26 protein-coding genes and 2 pseudogenes are annotated in these 20,364 nt (G+C 53.9%); 23 read left to right on the top strand and 5 right to left on the bottom strand.

The window, feature by feature from the left end:
* Window positions 1–59: 59 nt before the first annotated feature.
* The 4 genes from emrB to G544_RS0110885 form a co-directional block, all read right to left on the bottom strand.
* Window positions 60–1,613, bottom strand: a complete 1,554-nt coding sequence (gene emrB / locus G544_RS0110900; RefSeq protein ID WP_027274630.1) for a multidrug efflux MFS transporter permease subunit EmrB — start codon at window positions 1,611–1,613, stop codon at window positions 60–62.
* Window positions 1,610–2,788 carry a multidrug efflux MFS transporter periplasmic adaptor subunit EmrA gene (emrA, locus tag G544_RS0110895; RefSeq protein ID WP_027274629.1) on the bottom strand — a complete coding sequence of 393 codons (1,179 nt, stop codon included), beginning with the start codon at window positions 2,786–2,788 and terminating at the stop codon, window positions 1,610–1,612. The genes emrB and emrA overlap by 4 nt, the downstream gene beginning before the upstream one ends.
* Before the next feature lie 244 nt (window positions 2,789–3,032).
* On the bottom strand, window positions 3,033–3,539 hold the full coding sequence (gene mprA, locus G544_RS0110890; protein ID WP_027274628.1) for a transcriptional repressor MprA: 507 nt from the start codon (window positions 3,537–3,539) through the stop codon (window positions 3,033–3,035).
* Between the two features lie 263 nt (window positions 3,540–3,802).
* Window positions 3,803–4,519: an XRE family transcriptional regulator gene (locus tag G544_RS0110885; RefSeq protein ID WP_027274627.1), complete on the bottom strand. Its 717-nt coding sequence runs from the start codon at window positions 4,517–4,519 to the stop codon at window positions 3,803–3,805.
* 139 nt (window positions 4,520–4,658) lie between these two features.
* Between G544_RS0110885 and G544_RS0110880 the strand changes: the two genes are divergently transcribed.
* Entirely contained in the window at window positions 4,659–5,018 is a 360-nt protein-coding gene (locus tag G544_RS0110880) for an antiterminator Q family protein (protein WP_081650780.1), read from the top strand.
* Between the two features lie 12 nt (window positions 5,019–5,030).
* On the opposite strand, the gene G544_RS0110875 is transcribed toward G544_RS0110880, so the two are convergent.
* Entirely contained in the window at window positions 5,031–5,258 is a 228-nt protein-coding gene (locus G544_RS0110875; protein WP_027274625.1) for a hypothetical protein, read from the bottom strand.
* A gap of 103 nt (window positions 5,259–5,361) precedes the next feature.
* Here G544_RS0110875 and G544_RS0110870 point away from each other — a divergent pair, with 103 nt between their 5' ends.
* The 22 genes and pseudogenes from G544_RS0110870 to G544_RS22715 form a co-directional block, all read left to right on the top strand.
* Entirely contained in the window at window positions 5,362–5,673 is a 312-nt protein-coding gene (locus tag G544_RS0110870; RefSeq protein WP_309297255.1) for a phage holin family protein, read from the top strand.
* Entirely contained in the window at window positions 5,663–6,088 is a 426-nt protein-coding gene (locus G544_RS0110865; RefSeq protein WP_027274623.1) for a lysozyme, read from the top strand. Before G544_RS0110870 ends, G544_RS0110865 begins: the two co-directional genes overlap by 11 nt.
* Window positions 6,085–6,447, top strand: coding sequence for a hypothetical protein (locus tag G544_RS0110860; protein ID WP_027274622.1), 363 nt, complete (start codon window positions 6,085–6,087; stop codon window positions 6,445–6,447). Before G544_RS0110865 ends, G544_RS0110860 begins: the two co-directional genes overlap by 4 nt.
* Window positions 6,425–6,589, top strand: coding sequence for an Rz1-like lysis system protein LysC (gene lysC, locus G544_RS22365; protein ID WP_166791994.1), 165 nt, complete (start codon window positions 6,425–6,427; stop codon window positions 6,587–6,589). The genes G544_RS0110860 and lysC overlap by 23 nt, the downstream gene beginning before the upstream one ends.
* 410 nt (window positions 6,590–6,999) lie before the next feature.
* Entirely contained in the window at window positions 7,000–7,497 is a 498-nt protein-coding gene (locus tag G544_RS0110850; RefSeq protein WP_147654614.1) for a phage neck terminator protein, read from the top strand.
* 4 nt (window positions 7,498–7,501) lie between these two features.
* Window positions 7,502–8,584 carry a DUF3383 family protein gene (locus tag G544_RS0110845; protein ID WP_027274620.1) on the top strand — a complete coding sequence of 361 codons (1,083 nt, stop codon included), beginning with the start codon at window positions 7,502–7,504 and terminating at the stop codon, window positions 8,582–8,584.
* 26 nt (window positions 8,585–8,610) lie between these two features.
* Window positions 8,611–9,048 (top strand): phage structural protein, encoded by a 438-nt coding sequence (locus G544_RS0110840; RefSeq protein ID WP_027274619.1) that lies wholly within the window; start codon window positions 8,611–8,613, stop codon window positions 9,046–9,048.
* Between the two features lie 102 nt (window positions 9,049–9,150).
* Entirely contained in the window at window positions 9,151–9,564 is a 414-nt protein-coding gene (locus tag G544_RS20380) for a phage tail assembly chaperone (RefSeq protein WP_051155700.1), read from the top strand.
* Between the two features lie 68 nt (window positions 9,565–9,632).
* On the top strand, window positions 9,633–9,764 hold the full coding sequence (locus G544_RS22610; RefSeq protein WP_255309157.1) for a hypothetical protein: 132 nt from the start codon (window positions 9,633–9,635) through the stop codon (window positions 9,762–9,764).
* Window positions 9,761–11,653, top strand: coding sequence for a tape measure protein (locus G544_RS0110825; protein ID WP_027274618.1), 1,893 nt, complete (start codon window positions 9,761–9,763; stop codon window positions 11,651–11,653). Before G544_RS22610 ends, G544_RS0110825 begins: the two co-directional genes overlap by 4 nt.
* A complete protein-coding gene (locus G544_RS21330; protein WP_051155699.1) occupies window positions 11,653–12,345 on the top strand; it encodes a phage baseplate protein in 693 nt (230 codons plus the stop codon). Before G544_RS0110825 ends, G544_RS21330 begins: the two co-directional genes overlap by 1 nt.
* 12 nt (window positions 12,346–12,357) lie before the next feature.
* A complete protein-coding gene (locus G544_RS0110815) occupies window positions 12,358–12,678 on the top strand; it encodes a phage baseplate plug family protein (protein WP_051155698.1) in 321 nt (106 codons plus the stop codon).
* Between the two features lie 38 nt (window positions 12,679–12,716).
* A complete protein-coding gene (locus G544_RS0110810) occupies window positions 12,717–13,658 on the top strand; it encodes a phage protein (protein WP_027274616.1) in 942 nt (313 codons plus the stop codon).
* A 9-nt stretch (window positions 13,659–13,667) separates the two neighbouring features.
* Window positions 13,668–14,333 carry a Gp138 family membrane-puncturing spike protein gene (locus tag G544_RS0110805; protein WP_027274615.1) on the top strand — a complete coding sequence of 222 codons (666 nt, stop codon included), beginning with the start codon at window positions 13,668–13,670 and terminating at the stop codon, window positions 14,331–14,333.
* Window positions 14,330–14,680: a contractile injection system sheath initiator gene (locus G544_RS0110800; RefSeq protein WP_027274614.1), complete on the top strand. Its 351-nt coding sequence runs from the start codon at window positions 14,330–14,332 to the stop codon at window positions 14,678–14,680. Before G544_RS0110805 ends, G544_RS0110800 begins: the two co-directional genes overlap by 4 nt.
* Window positions 14,681–14,682: 2 nt before the next feature.
* Entirely contained in the window at window positions 14,683–16,104 is a 1,422-nt protein-coding gene (locus tag G544_RS0110795; protein ID WP_027274613.1) for a hypothetical protein, read from the top strand.
* Window positions 16,101–16,841, top strand: coding sequence for a baseplate wedge 1 family protein (locus G544_RS0110790; RefSeq protein ID WP_027274612.1), 741 nt, complete (start codon window positions 16,101–16,103; stop codon window positions 16,839–16,841). The genes G544_RS0110795 and G544_RS0110790 overlap by 4 nt, the downstream gene beginning before the upstream one ends.
* A complete protein-coding gene (locus tag G544_RS0110785) occupies window positions 16,838–17,539 on the top strand; it encodes a phage tail protein (protein ID WP_051155697.1) in 702 nt (233 codons plus the stop codon). Before G544_RS0110790 ends, G544_RS0110785 begins: the two co-directional genes overlap by 4 nt.
* A complete protein-coding gene (locus G544_RS0110780; RefSeq protein WP_027274610.1) occupies window positions 17,539–18,132 on the top strand; it encodes a tail fiber assembly protein in 594 nt (197 codons plus the stop codon). Before G544_RS0110785 ends, G544_RS0110780 begins: the two co-directional genes overlap by 1 nt.
* A gap of 298 nt (window positions 18,133–18,430) precedes the next feature.
* Window positions 18,431–19,117 (top strand): annotated as a pseudogene (locus G544_RS22505) (phage tail protein); the annotation flags it as partial.
* Between the two features lie 112 nt (window positions 19,118–19,229).
* Window positions 19,230–19,607 carry a phage tail protein gene (locus G544_RS22720; protein ID WP_027274608.1) on the top strand — a complete coding sequence of 126 codons (378 nt, stop codon included), beginning with the start codon at window positions 19,230–19,232 and terminating at the stop codon, window positions 19,605–19,607.
* A 10-nt stretch (window positions 19,608–19,617) separates the two neighbouring features.
* Window positions 19,618–20,361: pseudogene (locus G544_RS22715) on the top strand (Ig-like domain-containing protein); the annotation flags it as partial.
* Window positions 20,362–20,364 lie beyond the last annotated feature (3 nt).

Below are 20,364 nucleotides of genomic sequence, written 5' to 3'. Positions count from 1 at the left end.
CGTGACCGTTTGATTAAACGAACCCCGCCGAACGGCGGGGTTTTTTGTGGGTTATTCCGCTAATGTTCGCCGCCGCTGGGGCGAGCGCTACCTCCGCCGATGATGAACGGCGGCTTGGCGAACCAGACGAACAGCAGCAGAACGAGAAATATCCCACCGCTGAGCCAGAAAATCTCGTTAGCGGACATAATCAGGCCCTGATTGGTTATCTGGTTGTTGAGGTAGGCGGAAGCCTGAGTTGAACTCATTCCCAGCTTTTCCAACGAGTCGTAGGTCTGCTGCGCTATCGGATTATAGGGCGTAATCGCTTCCGTTAGGTGCGTGTGGTGGAGCGACTCGCGCTGGGTCCATCCGGTTGTGGTGATCGACGTACCGACCGATCCCGCCAGCGTTCTTAGAAAGTTCGACAGGCTGGAAGCGGCGGCGATTTTTGACGGCTCCACGTCGGAAAGGGTGATGGTCGTCAGCGGCATAAAGAAGCAGGCGACGGCGAAGCCCTGAACGAACTGCGGCCAGGCGACGGCGCCAAACCCCATTTGGGGCTCAAAGGTATAGGCGCGCCAATAGAAGCAGGCGGCGTAAACGATAAAGCTGAACGTTACCAGACGACGGAGGTCGATTTTGGGGCCGTATTTGCCGATGACCGGCGCCAGCATCAGCGGTATCAGCCCGATTGGCGCCGCGGCAAGCCCGGCCCAGGTGGCGGTATAGCCAAAGACTACCTGCAAAAGCTGAGGCTGCAAAACGATCGAGCCGATATACAGCATAAACGCCAGGCTGGTGCACAGGCAGCCAATGGTGAAGTTGCGCGATTTGAACAGAGAAAGATCGACAATCGGATGGTCGTCCGTCAGCTCCCATATGATGAGGAAGGTAATGGCGACAACCGCAATGATGGAGAGCGTGATAATCTCCGTCGATTCAAACCAGTCCAGCTCTTTTCCCCGGTCGAGCAGCATCTGGAAACAGCCGATGCCGACCACCAGCAGCACGAGCCCTACGGTATCAATCGGCTTGATTTCAGTAGCGGTTTCTCTGTCCTTAAGGATGAGCCAGGTGATAGCGACAACCGCGACGCCCACCGGCACGTTGATGTAGAAAATCCATCCCCAGTGGTAGTTGTCGCTGATCCAGCCGCCGAGTATTGGGCCAAAGATGGGGGCGACGGTCACGGTCATCGACCACAGCGCCAGCGCCATGCTGCGCTTAAGAGGAGGGTAGTTATTTAACAGCAGGCTCTGCGACAGCGGCATGATGGGGCCCGCCACCAGACCTTGCAGCACCCGAGACGCGATCAGCATTTCCAGACTGTGCGACATGCCGCACAGCCATGACGCAACGACGAACAGAATGGTGGCGGCCATAAACAGGCGGACTTCGCCCAGACGTTTGGCCAACCAGCCGGTGAGCGGGATAGAAATCGCGTTGGCGACGCCGAAAGACGTAATGACCCAGGTTCCCTGCGACAGGGAAGAGCCAAGATCGCCGGAAATTGTGGGAATAGCGACGTTGGCAATGGTTGAGTCCAAAATCTGCATAAAGGTCGCCAGCGCAAGCGCCAGCGTGATCCAGCCGAGTTTGGCGCCCTCTAGCGGCGCTGCGGGCGTTTTCATTTGGTCTCAGGCTGCCCGGCGTTAGTGCGCACAATCTCCGCGATAAGCTTATCGACAGGGGCCAGCGAGTGGGTCAGCGCGTCAGTTTGGTAGACCACTTCGTTCCTCGGCGTCTTCGCCAGAACGTCTCCTTCCTGATTCGCCGTGTCAACGGTGACGTCCATCGACAGCCCAATGCGCAGCGGGTGCTGTGCTACCTGCTCCGGATCCAGTGCGATTCTGACCGGAAGACGTTGAACGACCTTGATCCAGTTGCCGGTGGCGTTTTGTGCGGGCAGGAGCGAGAACGCGCTTCCTGTTCCCATGTCCAAACCGACGACGGTGCCTTTATAAACCACGTCTTCGCCGTAAAAGTCGCTGATAACCTTAACCGGTTGGCCAATGCGCATGTTGGCCAATTGGGTTTCTTTGAAGTTGGCGTCAACCCAAACCCGCTCGGCGGGAACAATGACCATGAGCGGCGTGTTGGTCGTGATTTGTGCGCCGACCTGTACGCTCCGACGAGAGACGTAGCCGTCTACCGGGGCAACGATTTTAGTTCTTTGCAACGTCAGCCAGGCGTCACGCAGCTGCGACGAGGCGTGAAGAACGGAAGGATGCTGCTCCAGCGGCGTGCCCAATACCAGCGCGTTGTTTGAATGATACTGTTGCATCGCCACTTCCAGCTCGGCGCGGGCGCTGGCCGCGGCGTCTCTGGCGTGCTGCAGCTCTTCTTTACCGATAGCGCCGGTTTTGCCCAGCGTTTCTCTGCGGTTTAAGTCTGCCAGCGCCTGATTGAGGGCTGTGGTTTTAAGCTCGATATTGGCCTTAAGCTGACGGTTATTGATTATCAGCTGGTGCGTCTGGCGAACGCTGTTGGCCAGCGCCGTTTGCGCCCGCTCGAAGGCCTGCCGGGCGTCCGTTTGGTCTAACATGACCAGCACGTCGCCTTTTTTAACTTTATCGGTATTGTCTGCGTAGATAGCCGTGACGTTGCCTGAAATTTGCGACATCACCTGCACCTGGTTGCCCGCTACGTAAGCGTCATCCGTCGTTTGGTGATGGCGAAGAGCGACGAACCAGTAAATGGAATAACCCGCGCCGGCGACGATAAACAGCGTGGCTGCAATCCACATGGCCAGCTTACGTGAGCGTTTTTTCTTATTGGGCTGCGGGGCTGAAGTATCCGCGGACATTCGATATCACCTTTGATAGAGCGGTTGGAGAAAGCCAAAAACGGGCTATACAACGTGTTCGTGAACGCTATAGTTTATAAGCAAATCAAACGATAGGGCAGGAAAATGATGCAGTTATTTATCGTTGTGCGTAATAAACGCATATTTAGCTAAATGATAAAAACGCTAAGGCTGCGCTTCTTAACGGTTTGCTAAGTGAAAGCCGTTAAGAGGCACAGCCCGGTATGAAGGTTAAAAACAACCGTTATGCAGGGTCAAGAGTCTCTAAACGCGTTAGCAGCTTGCGGTTCAAGAGGTCCAGCTGCTCGCGTTCTTCTTTGGAAAACGCCGACCAAATCTTTAACAGATTGGCGTTTTGCTGTGGAAGAAGGCTGTTTAGGAAGTCTTGTCCCGCCTGAGTCAGGAACAGATGCAGACAGCGGCGATCTCGATCGCTCTCTTTACGCACGATCCAACCTTTCTTCTCAAGATCGTCGGCAATGCGCGTTGCGTTCGTTCTTGATGAGCCTAGCGCCAGGCTGAGTTCCGATGGTTGTATCGACTTGTCTTCCTGAGTATTCAGAATAATTAACGCCATAAAGAGGGTTTCATTGATACCCAAGGTTTTGAAGTTTTTATTCCGGTATTCAAGCAGTTTTGCATAGGTATGCATACTGAGGCGGGTCAGGTGAATCTCCTCGTAAGGAAAATCGTCCTGTATAGATAAATATAGGTTTAAAATGTCTTCCGTTGGTGTAAATGAACTTCCCATGTGCGCTCTTCTCCTTTTTTGTATCGTTGTATTATAGCTGTATTATTACTTACTAGTAAATATTATCTGTTTTAATTTTTTAAGATGATTAATGTGTGTTGATTAATTTAATGCATCATTACAACGTGTTTGCAACGTTTTTTTGCGACTTTATTGATATACAGCGAGAAATATTCTGAAAAGATTAAACGTGGTGCGGCGTTTCCGAGGGAAAGGCGGCGCCGCATGGGATCGCGGCGCGTAGGGTGGGTGTAAACAGGGTGTTACCAAAGTGTAGAGGACCAGAATACTCGCCCTATGATGTGAATTCTTTGTTCAAATTCTTCCCGACTCAAATGTTCGTCAGGATAATCGGTATTATTAAAGCTTTTAATAATAATACCGCCGTCCGGACGAGGAATTAGCTGCTTCACGCGGATCAGGTTGCCGTCACGGATAGCATAGAGGTCGCCATCGATGATAGGCGAATTATTAGCCGTGTCGATACCAACCACGTCGCCGCTTCTCAGCATCGGCGCCATGCTGTTGCCAATAACTCTGACTACGCGCGCGTTGCGCGCGTTGACGCCCATCCTGCGCAGGGTGTAGCGGCGAAACGGCAGCGCATAAATTTCATGCTCGTTCTCCGCCATTGCGCCATCGCCGCAGGCGGCCTCGACGTTAAGCATCGAGACTTCTACAAACTCGTCCCTGTCGTGGTTCATGGATTCCCACTCTTCGACCTTCAGGCTGCTGGCCTTAATTTCCGAGTCATACACTTCAGCGGATTTGACCTTGACGTGTTCGTCGCCGAACATCAGCCACTGGGGCGGTACGCTCAGCGCCTCGGCCAGCTTATCCAGATTACGCGGCGCCTTGGTTTGCCCAGACTCTATTTTATTAATCGACTGCTGGCTCACCCGGATTTTTTCCGCCAGCGTTTTTTGACTTAAGCCTAACTGTTCGCGCCTCCAGGCGACGCGTTCTGCTAACGTTTGCATAGGCATTCTCTTTGATGTAATCGGTTTGGGAAAATACAGCGAAATAGAACTCTACTATAACAACTAATTTGTGTTGATCAACCGATAATGATCGATTACTATAGTTGTACAACTTATTGTTGTTATTTTCGGGGGGATAATGGACAGTATTAAAACGACATTAGAGATGTGGGGCAACTGGGCTCGCTGCGGCGTAGGTACGGAATATGCGAAGGTTAACGTCACCTTTCAGGCGTCTTTACCGGGAGAGTCTTCGACGCTTTTTCGTTCCGATGACAAGCAGGGGATGGTGGTGGATTCCGCCGTCGCCGGGCTGCGCCATTTCGACAGTTTGGCTTATAAGCTGGTGATTGCACACTATGTTTATCGCATTAGTCAAACCAAGCTGGCCAAGCAGCTTGGAAAAGCGCAGAGCTACGTTGCGGGGATCCTACGCATTGCCGAGGCGTTTATCGCCGGGCAGATTTTCGTTCAGACGGGGGAGGTTCTTTCCGTATAGGAAAGTGATTTTTCACAGCAATTTATCATCACGATTTTTATCAAATGCCGCCGCACTGGGCGGCATTTGTATGATAGAAAGTAAAAAATAAAAGTTGTAAAAACAACTTAAAATAGTTGACTCAATCTGATTATCAGGTATAGTAAGCACTATAAAGTCACCTTTATATATCCAGACACCGAGTTTAAAAGCCCACTTATCCGTGGGCTTTTTTGTTATGGCGCTATCGCGCCTGTCCATGTCGAGCGCCTGAGTTCAGGCTTGATTCAATGACTATGCGTTCATTCAGGGCCTCCTTTGGAGGCCCTTTTTTGTGCTTTTTATACGGGGGAACTCCATGCCAATGAAAGAATTACAAAGTTATAACGTGATAAGCCACGTTCTGGTTCTGGTTATGACGCTGCTGGGCGCCGTGGCGAGCTATGCCTATAGGATCCTGAACGGAGAGGAGTTTCGCTGGTCGATTCTTTTTCTTCAGGCCATCGTGGCCGTGTTTACCGGCGCCATGGTGCTGCTGGCGGCCAGCTATTACCACTGGGCGGCCGAGTTTGCCGGCGGTGCGGCGGGGCTGGCCGGGTGGTCCGGCGCAGAGTTTATTAAGCTGCTGGAAAAGCGCTTCCTAAAGCGTTTGGGGGAAGTGCGACATGATGATTAGTCAGCAGGGCGTCGATCTTATCAAGTCTTTTGAGTCCTGCCGCCTGAAGGCCTACCTGTGCCCGGCCGGCGTGTGGACCATCGGCTACGGCCACACTTCGGGCGTGAGGCCCAACGATGAAATTTCCTCGGCGCAGGCTGAACGCTACCTAAAGGCGGATTTGGTGCGCGTTGAGCAAGACGTCCGCATTCTGGTTCGCGTCCCTCTGACGCAGGGGCAGTTTGATGCGCTGGTCTCTTTTGCCTTTAACTGCGGGACGCGTGCGCTGAGCACTTCCACGCTGCTGCGTAAGCTTAACGCTCGGGATTACGCCGGCGCCGCAGAGGAGTTTTTCCGTTGGGTTTATGCCAACGGCAAGCGCCTTGCTGGGCTAGAGCGGCGGCGGCGGTTAGAAAAGAGGATGTTTGAATCATGAATGCGCTGATTAGGCATGCCGCGCCCGGCGTCGTGATTGTTCTTCTGGGCATTGTCGTTTGGTGGGCCTTCGGCCAGATGAAATCGCTTGGCGCAAAGCTGGAACTGGCCGAAAGCGAACTGAAAGTTGAAAGAGCCAGCGTGGAAGGGTTAAGGCGCCAATATGCGCAAATTCAGGAGGTGCTGGACGATGTGGCGAAGAAAAAAAATGAAAGCGACCGCGAGGCGGGGCGACTTCGTACCGAGCTGGACGAAGCTCAGCGCACCGTTCCGTGTGCCGGTCAGCGCGTTCCTGATGCTGTTACTCTGCGGCTGTGTGAAAGAGTCTCTGCCGTCAATGCCGCTGCCGATGCCAGATAGCCTGTTGCAACCCTGCCTGGCCCCGGAGTACCGCGTGAAGAACTACGGTGATTATCCAGGGTACGTTGCCGAGCTGCTGGCGGTGATTGAGCAGTGTAACGAGCGGCTTCTGGGCATTCGGAATATTGAACGCCTGCGGTAATATTCAGGCTACTTTAGCTTGCATAACCCTGACTATTGTTTTGGTTGTGAAAAAAACAACTAAAAAGGGTTGATTCAATCTGATTATCAGGTATAGTAACCACTATAAAGTCATAAAACTGTATCTTAAACGTTGTTAAGCAAGGCCCGCATCTTTGATGTGGGCCTTTTGCTTTTTAGGCGTAGGAAGACAGGATTAGGATTTTTTGGTACGCGCTTTTCCCTATGGGGCGAAGGACTAAAGAATGCGTCGGCGCTTGCGCGGGTGCTTCCAGTCTGTCTGGGCGACGATGGATAAAAAGGGGATAAGCCTAACGTGTCCGACGTTTAGCCTTCGTTGGCGTACTGCACTTGGGCCCCGCGTTTGCGGGGCTTTTTCTTTTTCTCACTCTGTTCATTTCTGAGGTTTCCATGGCAACAACCATTGAACAGCGGTTAAAGGCGTTGTTACAGCCTTTGCTGAGCGTCAGCCTGATCGCAAAAGGGGAAGCTCCTCCGTCGTCTGCGTACGCGGAGCTGAGCGTCGTTTCTCTTACTGCGTTAGGCATGGGCGATGAGGTGGCAAAGTCCGTCGATGACGAAGGCAACCTGCTTATTCGCGGCCAGCGGCGCGCAGAGATTGCCATTCACTGCACGGGCTGCGACCCGGTTGAGGCGCTGATGCCGGTTATTGACGGGTTCAGAAGAGTTTCTGTGTCAGAGCGTTTTCAGCTGGCGCAAATTGGGGTAGAGGGGAGCCCGCAGCTTAAGACGGAAATGAAGGAAGACGCCCAGTGGACGCCGAATTCAGAAACCTACTTGAGCTTTTTCATCCACTACTCCGTGACAATCAAGGACGCCGTGAGCGTCATTGAGCGTGTTCATGCCGCCACCGACGGCGGCGATATTACTTTTAACATAACGAGGTAAAACAATGGGTTCTCTGAATCAAATTGTGAACGTAAATATTGCTCTGAGTACGACCAGCGTTGCGCGCGGCGTGTTTGGCGTTCCGATGATTGTGGCGCCGCTGACGGCTTTCTCCGAGCGCGTTCGCGTGTATCAGGATTACAACGCGGCGGTCGAGGACAATCTGCCGGCTGAGGTATTGAAGGCGCTGCAGGCGGTGTTTAGCCAAACGCCTCGTCCGCAGATGTGTAAAGTAGGCCGTCTGGACGTTAGCGCTGAAGGCGCGGTCGATGCCGCTTCTCTGGGCGTACAGCTTAGCGCTATCCAGTCTGAAGACGCCAACTGGTACGGCTTTGCGCTGACCAAGCGCGATGCCGATTTACAAATGGCGGCGGCAGAGTGGGCCGAGACGCAAACCAAGATCTTCTTTACCTCCAGCGCCGATGCGCAAATTACCGACGCGTCCAATTCGGCAGACATTCTGTCTCGCCTGATGGCCAAACGCTTCCTGCGCACGGCGGTGATTGTCGATAAGCACGCCGCCGAACAGTATCTGGAAATGGCCTGGATGGGGCGCTGCTTTACCATCGCGCCGGGCGGCGAAACCTGGGCGCTTAAGCAGCTTTCCGGCGTTCAGGCCTCCGACTGGAGTGCGACCGAACAGCAGACCATTGTGAAGAAGGGTGGCAACACCTTTGAGCGCTTTGCGCCGCAAATCTACCTGACGACGCCGGGCAAAGTGGTCAGTGGCGAATGGGTTGACGTTATCCGCTTCCGCGACTGGTTGGCCGACACCATCCAGACCAGCCTGAGCACGCTGATGATCAACCGCAACAAGGTGCCTTATACCGACGGCGGCATTGCGCTTATCGTCAACAACCTGACAGGCTGCCTGACGGAAGGCCAGCGCGTCGGCGGCATCGCGCCGGACGAAATCGACGCCGACGGCAACAGCGTTAAAGGCTTTGTTGTGACCTATCCTCGGAGCGTCGAAGTTCCGTTCCAGGACAAGGCTGCCCGCGTGTTGAACCTGTCGTTCTCCGCTCGCCTGGCCGGCGCTATTCATTTAACCAACATCGACGGCAATCTGTCGTACGAACTACAGTAATTAATCGCTAACAGGAGCAATAAACGATGGCAGCAGAATTAACTGGCACTTACAAAGGCGATCAGGTGTTTGTGACCGTTGGACCGGTACTGATTTCCGGCTTCAGCGATGGGGATGCTATTTCGGTGAAGCGTACCGCTGAACTTTACACCACCAAAGTAGGCATCGACGGCGGCGTCGCGCGCGTTCGCAGCGCGAACAAAAGCGGGACTATCGAGATCAAGCTACTGCAAACCAGCGGCGTAAACGACGAGCTTTCCAAGCTTTTCTATGTCGATAACTTTAACGAAGACGGCTCTCCGGTTCTTCCTATCAGCGTCACTGACGGCAACGGCACAACGCTGTGCTCTGCCGGCCAGGCGTGGCTGAAGGCGGTTCCCGAGCTGGCGTTCGGCGATTCTATTGGCGATCGCACCTGGACGTTTGAATGCGCTGACCTGAAGCTGTTCGTCGGCGGAAACTGAATAGCTTAAGCGGCGGATGACTGACCGGCGCCAAACGGCGCTTTTTTATCGTTTAAATTTCGTTACCGGGGGCATATGCCCCCTTTTCTATGGAGAAAACAGATGCACGTTGAGACCTTTATTATCGGCAATCGCGAATTTACCGCGGGGAAAATGAATGCGTTTGACGCCGGGCGTCTACTGCTGAAGCTTAAATCTATCGTTGCTCCAGGGCTTGCGCTTATCGGACGGGAGAGCGGCGTTCAAAGCGCTTCTATTCTTGAGCTTTTCTCCGGATTGGATGAGAAAACCCATGAAGATGTGCTGTTTCCCATTTTAGCGGCAGCAGGGACTTACTCAGTGGAGAACAAGCGCAAGATCGCCTCGCCGACCGATATGAACCTCTGCTTTACCGTCGATAACCTGCTCGACTTTTATCTGCTGGTATGGGAGGTGTTAAAGCTTAACTTTGCCCCTTTTATCGAGCAGCTGGGCAGCCGCTTTGGCGCCCTCGATACCGAGGTCGAACAGCAGTAGCCGAGAGCGACGGCTGCGGTGAACTGTGTCCTTCTCTTTAGGAAGAGCTGTGGATATGGCGGCCTATCATGGCCAATCTGGTCACGCTGGAGGCCGTTAAGTCCGGCGCGGTTTGCGTAGAAGATTTGTTAAAAATCAATGCGCTGTTGGATATGCGTGAAGACATGCAGCTCCAGGCGCAACAGGAGAGCCGTAAATGAGTGCTCAGGCGACAATATCGTCAAATCATATCGCCATCTATAACTCGCTGTCGGTAACGCTGGAGAAAATCGTTAAGCAAATAACGGTAGTAAATCAGAAGATTTCTCAGGTCAACATTGAGAATCGTCTAATTTCATCAAAAGCCGTTAACGTGATTAGCGTGCGCGTTGGAAAAATCAACGCCAAGCTTCAGGAGTCAGAAAAGAAGACTCAGTCGTGGGCGGAGAAGATCTCAGCTGCTTCCGGTAAGGTGCAGAAAGGGTTTTCGACGCTCAACGGCTGGTTCGGCGGCAAGCTGTCTTTAACGGCGATGGCAAAAAGTGCAGGCGAGCTGCAGACGCTGCAACAGAGGATTAAGGGACTTCCTCAGGTCTTTTGCGACTCGGCTGACGGCATTTATTTTTTAACTCAGGAAGCCAATAAGGCGCGTATGCCAATGAAGGCTTATGGCGACGCCTATGTGGCGCTGGCGAAAAACAGCAAGTCCCTGCTCAAATCACCTAAAGCGGTAACCGATACGTTAAACGCGATGTCCAACGCGCTCAGGCTGGGGACGGGAAGTTCAGAAGAACAGGCATCGGCGCTGAGCGCACTGTCTTCATCCTTCAAAAAAGGGAAGATCGATGCCGAAGCGATGGGCGGCTTTCTTTCAAAGCTCAGTGAGAAAACCTTGGGTGATTTAGCCCATGGTATAGGAATGTCGAGCAAGCAGCTTTTGGCCATGGCGAAGCAGGGGAAGATAACCGGCGTTCAGCTTGAACAAGGGCTGAAAAAAGCGGCGCCCAGTCTGCAAAAAGGCGTTGATAGCCTGCCGATGAAGTGGGACGACGCGGTAACCAAAGTTGGTAACCGCTGGGACGAGCTGCTTTTTGCGCTGGAGAATAAAAGTGGCCTGATTACCAAAATCTCCAATCTGTTTATCAAAGGGTTTGACCTGGTTGAGAGGTCTATCGACTGGCTGATCGTCAAATGCGGCGGCGTAGACAATGCCCTGATGGCCATCGGCAGCATTATCGGCGCGGTATTTGCCGGTAAAACGCTTCTCTCTATTATCAGCGTTATCTCCTGGCTCGGAAAGGCGTGGCCGGTACTGTCTACGTTGTTGTCTCTTATGGGAAAATTTGGTCCCGTGATGACGATTGCCAGAGCGGGTCTTATGAGACTGATACCGGCTCTTGCCGGTATGAGCTGGCCGCTCACGCTTCTTATTGGACTGGTCATTGCACTGTACGACGCCTATCGCTGGATCAGCGGCGAAGACTCCTATATCGGCAGCCTGATTGGCCCTTGGGAAAACTATCTGGCTTCGCTGATGCAGGTGTGGGAAGGCATTAAAGCCGTCTTCTCCGGTATCGGTGAAATGGGGCAGGGGATCGGCGAGATATTCAGCGGTCTTTTCGAAATGGATGGTGAAAAGATCAAAGCCGGTTTTGAACAGCTGTTTTCTGGCCTGATGACCGTTGTCGACGGTTTTGCTGAAATGGCTAAGGGAGCCTTTGACTATATTGTTGACCCGTTTATGGCGGCCGGTTCGAAAATTATGGGCTGGCTTGGATTTGGCGACGACGAGGAAAAGGCGGAAGAACCAGCGGGAAAAAGCGCTGGCGACGGTGTTCGTAATGTCTCCAGGCGCTTGGCGAAACCCGAACCGGGGCTGCAACAAATGGTTGCCGACGGCAATCTGGGTTTGCCCAATCTGTCCGCGGCACAGACCGTTGCAGTGACGACCAGCAATCAGCCATCGATTACCAGCAATCAGCAAATCAATCTGCAGGTTACCGCCAGCTCGCCTCAAGAGCTTGCTAACTCGCTTAAAGAGGCCGTTGTTAAAGGTGCCGAGGAAGGCAATCGGAAACTGGTTCGCGATGTTAATGGGGGGATGACCTGATGAGCAACATATGGGGCGTTTTGGCGAAGTACTTAAATAACAAAAACAGCGTCGTCACGCTGGACGGTGATTTCTTTAATATGGAGTTTGAAGTGATCACCAGCGAAACCCATAGCTGGACGGCGCAGACTACCAGTAACCCAGTGGAAAAGGGCGAACCCGTAAGCGATCACGTTCAGCGCGAGCCGGATACGTTGCAGATAAACGGCATTATTAGCAACGCCTCCGTCAGGGGCAAGCTTGGAACGCTGCTTGACCGAATGGCGGATGGCTTAAGCCTGGAGTCTCCGGTTCAGCAGGCGTTCGATAAGCTCTATGCGCTGATGGAAGACAAGCGCCCAATGACGGTTTATACCCAGTATAAAATTTATTCCGATATGGTGCTGACCAGCCTGAGCATTCCTCGTTCACCGGAGTCGGGGGAGAGCATTGAGTTTAACGCGACGTTTACGCACGTACGCTGCGTGTCCACCATGCTGGTGAGCTCGGAAGACGCAGGGATCAGTTCGGAAAACGCGGAGTCGGAAAGTTCTTCTCGCCAGTCGTCGTCAGAAGCGAATCGGGGAAAGGTGCCGACAGAACCGGTTAGCCAGGACATTGAGGCCGATGCCGACAGCACCTATCAGTTTGGCACCTGCGGACCAGATGGCTGTCAAACCGTGGATACTGGCCGGCAGGACTGGGACAAATAAACGGAGTGCTCTATGGCGCAATACATCAAAATCCCTCTCATTGCGGGTCAGGCGGATCAACGGCTGGACGTGACGCTGGACGGTGAAACTTTTTCACTGCGAGTTATTTGGAATGAGCTTCACGGCTATTGGTCAATGAATATTTACCAACGGAATAGAGAGCTTATTATCAGCGGCGTTAAGTTAGTTAAAAATATACCGCTTATCGCAAGATATAACCTCAAGTCTCCCGCCGGAGACTTTATTTTTTATGATAACAACAGTGGAAAAGAACGCCCTGATTTTGATTCTTTAGGAAACGATCATCTACTGCTCTATCGTAACTATAAATAACTACAACGCCTGAATTTTTCTTATTAAGGAATAGCGATATGTTATTTAACCGTGTCGCTGAATTAATCGTGGGCGAGCCTAGCGGTGAGGCCGTTATTATTCGCGACTTACGCTTTTCTTTTTCAATTGAAAAAGATAATGACAAGGCGGCTAATAAGCTGACCTTAAAAATCTATAACATGAATAAACAGACCCGCAGCGTCGTTGAGCGGGTCAATAATAACGTCATCTTCAAAGCGGGCTATGAGCACGATATCGGAGCGGTGACGATTTTTACTGGTTCGGTGGTCAGCGCTTGGACCGTTAGTGAAGGCAACGACATTATTACCGAACTGTCCGTACGCGACGGCATTTTGGCGTTAAGAGACACCAAAATTTCTCTTAGCTATTCGCCGGGAACTTCAGCGCTGAGCGTGCTTGACGACGTAATGGCGTCATTCTCTATTCCCGTCAAGCCGCTGCCCAAAAGCATTACTGATAAAGCCTATTTGCGAGGATATTCATTTTGCGGAAAGGCCGAAACGGCAATGAACGAGGTTTGCCTTTATCTGGGGCTGACCTGGTCAATTCAAAATAACGAAATTCAAATTCTGGATAAGAGCAATCCTTCCGGCGATGAGATTGTCGTTTTGACGCCCGATAACGGCCTGATCGGCGTGCCCGAGCGGGTGGTGGACTCCACGCGCAAGCAGTCTCAGGGGGAAAGCTCGCCGCCGTCCGGCATGGTGCTGTCGGAGAGCCGAAAGGAAGGCGAGCATTTTCAAATAGACGGCTACAACGTGAAGTGCCTTTTGCAGCCTCGCCTTTATCCGGGCTGCTACGTGGGGCTTGAAAGCCACGTCCTGTCGCTGGACCCGATGGTCGATGCCGACGCCACTGAACGGCCGAGAATGTTTTTTCGCGCCGAAACCGTCACGCACAGCGGCGATAGCCACCAGGGCGAGTGGCTGACGGAATGCCAGCTCAAAGCGGTAGACTAAGGAGAACACATGGCTGAAAACAGTAATTTACTCCAGGCGCTCCAGTCGCTGATTCAGACCGAGAATAGCCAAATCAATACGGCCGTTGACGGTATTATTGAGAGCTACAGCGCGGGCATCGCCAGCGTAAAGCCCATTCCGCAAAAGCGGTTTAACGACGGCAGTCAGGTCGCTTACCCCGTCATCCCCAACGTCCCCGTCATGTGGCCCCGCTTCGCCGGCGACAAAGCGGGCGTGAAGGGGCCGGTACGCCCAGGGGACAAGTGTCTGCTGGTGTTCTGCCAGCAGGCGGTGGACGGCAGCGACGACGAGCGGCGCTTCTCTCTTAACGACGCCTACTGCATCGTCGGCGGATTCGGCGCGGCGACTGAACGCGGTGCGGAAAACGACCAGATGCAGCTTTACTTCAATGATGCCTACGTGGCTCTGACCGAGGACGGGAAGCTTTTGATCAACGCGCCGGCCGGCGTCGAAATCACCACGCCGGAGACGATGAACAAGGGGCTTTTGACAACCGTTGGGCAGCTTAGCTATCAGTCCGGCATGTCCGGGCGCGGCGGCGCCACCATCAACGGTACGGTCAAAGCCACCGGCGACGTTCAGGGCAGCGGCATTTCTCTTATTCAACACACCCACCGTGAACACGATGGGCCATCGACGGGACCCGCGCAATGATCGATCTAAAGCTTGACGCCTCAGGCGATCTCGACCTGCGTCGTAACGATCTGACCTGGGTAGACGGCGCCGAACGGGTGCATCAGCAGCTACAGATAAAGCTGAAGCTGTGGCGCGGAGAGTGGTTTTTAAATACCGCTTTCGGCACGCCGTATCTTCAACAGATCTTAGGCAAGCAGATAACTCTCAACGGCGCGCTGGCCGCCCTCAAAAACAGTATTCTTGAGGTGGACGGCGTACGGGAGATTGCTCAATTCAACTATGACTTTGACCGGCAGACGCGCTTACTGACAGTGCAGTTTGCCGTCAAAACGCCTTATGGTTTGGTCAGCTACAAAGGTAACTAAAAATGGCTTTAACAAAAGAGGGCTATGCCGTTAAGAGGCTGGCCGAACTAAAAAAAGAGTATGACCGCCTGCTGATTAACCGCTTCGGCCCCATCAACACGCAGCCAGATTCGGTTATCGGCCAGTTGGAGGGCATCTGGGCCGAGGCGCTGGCCAACATTTACGAGCAGGCGCAGGACACCTACCACGCCATGTATCCGTTCAGCGCCGAAGGCGTATCTCTGGACGGCGCCGTGTCTTACGTCGGCATTACCCGATTTGCCGCGACGGCGACCTGGACGATCGCCGCCGTGTATGGTCGCGAATCGACGCTATTGAAAAGCGGCGCACAGGCCTCTGACGGCGTTCAGCGCTATCAGAGCGTGCTGGACGCCGTTATCAGCCGGGCAAACGCCATTGATACGCTGATTGACGTGGCGGTGCAAAACGGCGCGGACTACGTGCTTAACGTGAACGGTACGCTTATCAGCTACGTGAGCGGCCTAAACGCGACGCTGGAAGAGATAGCCTCAGGGCTTGGCGAACAGCTCAATCCTGAAGCGATTCGCTACGAGGTTAAGGATAAGAGCCTCAGGGTCTTTGCCGCCGACGGCGTTACGCCGTTCGCCCTTTCGGTCGGCGAGCGGATGCAGTTTAGCCGCATTGGTTCTCCCGCCCGCTTTGTGGCGATGAACGAAGGGCGTAAGGTGCTGCCGCAGGGGGCTCTGCGGGAGATCGTCACGCCGCGCAGCGGCTGGGACGAAGTGTGTAACCTGATTGAAGGCGTTACCGGGCGCGAACGGGAGAGCGACACCGAGCTGCGCACCCGCTTTGAGCAGTCCCGCCAGTCGCTGGGTTCCGCGACCGTGAAGGCCATCCGCGCGCGGTTGATTCAGGACGTGTCCGGCGTTAGCGAAGTGCGGATCTTTGAGAACCGAACCAACCAAACCTCGGAAGACGGCATTCCGCCGCACGCCTTTGAAGCGCTGGTGGTGGGCGGCAGCGATCAAAGCGTCGCCGACGCGCTGTGGAAGCACAAGCCGGCCGGTATCGAAACCTACGGCGCCAATTCCATGCTGGTTAAGGATGAAAACGGCGACGGCCAGCGGATTTGCTTCTCGCGCGCAGCGCAAAAGTACGCCTGGATCCGCGTGCGCGTTACCGGCCTGTATGACGAAGAGGCGCTGCCGCAGGACGTTATCAGCACTATCAAGCGGTCGGTGATGAGCTATGGCGAAACCCTGAGTATCGGTGAGGACATCATCCTCCAGCGCATGCTGGGGCCGATTTACGCCAACACCACCGGGCTTTCACAAATCACCATTGAAGCCGCCGTGACCGAGTCGCCGGACGCATCGCCTGACTACGGCAGCGATAACATCGCCATCGATAAGCGCAGTACGGCGGTGTTTGACGACGCCCGGCTGGAGGTTATCGGCCTATGACCATTCCTTTTAGACAAACCGCGCTGTCGCGCCTGGTCGGGCAGTTTCACGACAAAGAGAAGGTGAAAGGGCTGGTGGAGTCGATGGTCGCGCCGCTGGAAGCGATATCCGACGATTTGGATGCGATCAAGCACCGGCGCTGGGTCGACACCGCCGAAGGCGCTCAGCTCGACGGCTGCGGCTATATCGTCGGCGTGGCTCGCCAAAGCCGCGGCGACGAAGAGTATCGCACCGCCATCAAGTCGCGCATCCTCAGCAACAGCTCCCGCGCCAGGCCGCAGGACCTGATTGAAGGCGTTCGCTTTTTGACCAAGGCGACGGAGGTTCAGTATCTGGAAAGCTACCCGGCCTGCGCGCTGCTGTTTTCCAACGGCAAGACGGTGCCGCAGGGCAGCCAGGCTATCCTGCAGGACATCGCGCCGGCGGCGATTGAAAACGTACCGCTTATCGTCAGCTACGGTCGCACCGAGCCTTTACGCACCGGGCGGCTGTCGAATCCGTCCGGCCTGAGCGTGTCGAACGAGCAGGGCGACGCCGAGCTGCAGGTGAATAACGAAGGCCTGAGTGTGAGCGGCAGCAACCCCATCGGCTCCGCCCGCCTGAGCGGCATGGTGCCGGCAAAAACGCCGCTGTTGGCCAATCGGGCCAAAATCCGCGCTGCCAAGGGCATATTGGCCGTCAGTACAACTTATGAGGTGTTCGATAACGGATACCGTTTACCTGGAGTATTTCAATGACTACGTTTGCAGAAAAGCACATCGTCTTCCCCGACGGGCAGATTAACGTCGTCCCGCTGCCGGAAGCGATTATGCGCAACGGCTTCACGCCGGAAACCCGCGACGCCCCCGGCATGCCGCTGCCGGCCCAGTATCTGAACTGGCTGATGCGCGACCTTTACCGCCACGCCAACGAGCTAAAGGAAAAGAGCGAAGCGCTGGCCAGTCGCGTGATCCCCGCCTGGATGCCGATCCCCTGCCCGATGGAAGAAGCGCCGGAAGGCTACCTGAAGTGCAACGGCGCGGCGTTTGACAAAGAGCTTTATCCCGAGCTGGCGCAGGGGTATCCGTCGGGCGTGCTGCCGGATTTGAGAGGGGAGTTTATTCGCGGGTGGGATGATGGGAGAGGGGTGGATGTGGGGCGGGAGGTGTTAAGTTTGCAATCTGATGCATTGGAAAATCATGCACATGGATTGACAATGCGAACTGGAGCCGCCGCTTCTTTGCTTACAAAAAATATGACGACTGGCGATTATGGGGTAATCCAATATCCAGCAGCCGGAGCTGGAGATGGTGGTTCAATGTCGTCGACATATAGCGTAGGAACTATTGGGGACTTTAGGTCTTTTGGTACAGATATTCAGCTAACGAAAGGCTCTGCGGCTGCCGAAACCCGTCCTCGCAACGTTGCGTTCCTATACATTGTGAGGGCTGCATAATGGCGGACGTTCAGTTTAATGACTTAGGCTTTGCTAAATTAACTGGAATTGTTCATCTGTATCACGTTGCCCCATATTCAGGAGAGTTTCTTTTTGAGTCGGATGAATGGGTTTCTGTTGGTGTGGGCATTCCTGCTTATAGCTGTATTGATGTCCCGCTTTCGGCGAAACCCGGCTTTGCCGTTTGTCGAATCAATGATAATTGGGAATATGTAGAGGATCATCGTGGTGTAGAAGCCTATTCAACCCAAACTCAGAAACCTATTGAGATCACGATGTTAGGGCCGTTGCCCGCTGACGTAACGACACTTCATCCAGCGACGCCTTTTGATTGTTGGAATGGCGATAACTGGGTAACCGATGAAGCGGCAAAGCATCAGGCCGAGGTTGAAGCCGCCGCTCGGCAAAAGCGCGATTTGGAACAGAAAGCCAACGCGGCGATTGAAACGCTAAACGACGCAATTGAGCTGGGGCTGGCTGAACAGGGCGATGAGGATATGCTGAAGGCCTGGCGGGCCTACCGCGTTAAGCTGTCTCGTGTCGGCGTTCAGGCTGCGCCCGGTGTCACTTGGCCCGCACTTCCTGCCGACTAGTTTATTTCTTCTTTCTTAAAAGTCTTTTTGAACAACAAACAATCTCCGATTGCCCGACGGCGGCTACCTGCCGTTGGGCATTGAGCGGCGATTTTCTACAGGAAACCGCAAAGGAAATACTATGGCCTTAACCCTTGAACAGGAGCTGGCGCTGTTGGCGCTGCTCAGCGAGAAAAAAACCACCCTATCGGAGCTGCCCGCCGCCACCGGGCTGGGCGCTGACGATTTGATGTTAACGCGTCAGGGTATTATTGATAAATCGATAACCGGCGATGTGTTAAAGCGCTACGTTATGCCGCCTGATGCGTCATTGACGACGTCTGGTATTGTAAAACTAAACAGCAATGTTAATAGTCACGATGAAACAATGGCGGCGACGCCGAAGGCGGTGAAAGAGGCTTACGATCTGGCAAAAAGTGCATTGGATTACCCAGTTGGTGCCCCCATACCTTGGCCGTCCGACACTATCCCTGAAGGCTATGCGGCGATGGTGGGACAGGCGTTTGATAAAGCGCTCTATCCTCAACTGGCAAAGGCCTATCCGTCCGGCGTTTTGCCCGATATGCGAGGCTGGACGATTAAAGGTAAGCCGGAGGCCGGGCGGGATGTGCTTTCGTATGAGATGGATGGGAATAAGACCCACACGCATACGGCGACCGTTTCAAATACGGATTTGGGGACGAAGACGACGTCGTGGTTTGATTACGGAACGAAAACTACGAATATATCGGGTAACCATACTCATACTCTTCAAGGAAGAAATGGGTCGGATACTGCTGGGCCATATACAGGTGGGGCGAACACATATAGTGAACCAAGAACAACAAATAGCGCTGGTGCTCATACTCACACGGTGGCGATTGGTTCCCATGCTCACACTATAGCGATTGGTAGTCACGGTCACTCAATAACTATAAACACGACAGGGAATATAGAGACTACTGTTAAAAATATCGTATTTAATTATATAGTGAAATTAGCTTAAAACTGTCGATATAAATATTTTTTGTCAGTTATTGATTAATAATTTTCTATTTTATAGGTATTCCAATTTTTCAAATGTTCAGTATAGGTATCCGATAATATAAGGAACTAATATGGCCTTAACTCTCGAACAAGAGCAGGCTCTTCTTGCCCTGCTCGATGAACAAAAACTAACGCTTTCAGAACTCGATTCTGCGAGTGAATTAAACGGCAGCGATCTCATGCTGGTTCGCCAGGGGATTTTAGATAAATCCCTCAAGGGCGAAACGTTAAAACGCTACGTTACTCCGCCCGCAGCCTCACTGATAACTTCTGGACTAACCAAATTAAGCAGCGCCGTAAACAGCAGTGATGAAGGTATTGCGGCAACGTCTAAGGCAGTTAAATCAGCTTATGATTTGGCCGGAAAGGCGCTGATGAAAAAGTCCAATTTAGCGGACTTAACAAACGTGGCTGAGGCTCTTACAAACCTTGGTTTGACCTGGCTTTAAGGCCGAAGCGGGCGCAGTGGTTACGATTTACGACGGTGAAGACAACCCGATTGGCAGCACCACCGCCGATGACAACGGCGACTGGCACTTCACCCCGGATGAACCGCTGGACGAAGGCGACCATACGCTGACCGCCATCGCCACCGACGCCGCGGGCAATAACAGTCCGACGTCTACCGCCTTCGATCTGACGGTAGACACCCTCGCCCCGGACGCCCCAACCATCACCGACGCGGTCGGCGGCGCCACCACCAGCGACACCACGCCGACGATTAACGGCAAGGCCGAAGCGGGCGCGGTGGTCACCATCTTCGACGGCGAAGATAACCCGATCGGCAGCACCACCGCCGATGACAACGGCGACTGGCACTTCACCCCGGACGAACCGCTGGGCGAAGGTGAACACGAGCTGACCGCCATCGCCACCGACGCCGCGGGCAATAACAGTCCGACGTCTACCGCCTTCGATCTGACGGTAGACACCCTTGCCCCGGACGCCCCGACTATCACCGACGCGGTCGGCGGCGCCACCACCAGCGACACCACGCCGACGATTAACGGCAAGGCCGAGGCCGGTTCTGTCGTCACGATTTACGACGGTGAAGACAACCCGCTCGGCAGCACCACCGCCGATGACAGCGGCGACTGGCACTTCACGCCCGACGAACCGCTGGGCGAAGGTGAGCACGAACTGACCGCCGTCGCCACCGACGCGGCGGGTAACGAAAGCCCGGCGTCGACGACCTTCGAGCTCACG

Origin of the sequence: Leminorella grimontii ATCC 33999 = DSM 5078, from assembly GCF_000439085.1 — a bacterium.
Classification (GTDB): Bacteria; Pseudomonadota; Gammaproteobacteria; order Enterobacterales; family Enterobacteriaceae; genus Leminorella; species Leminorella grimontii.
The sequence above is the reverse complement of the archived record's forward strand: the minus strand, read 5'-3'. Positions and strand labels throughout refer to the sequence as shown.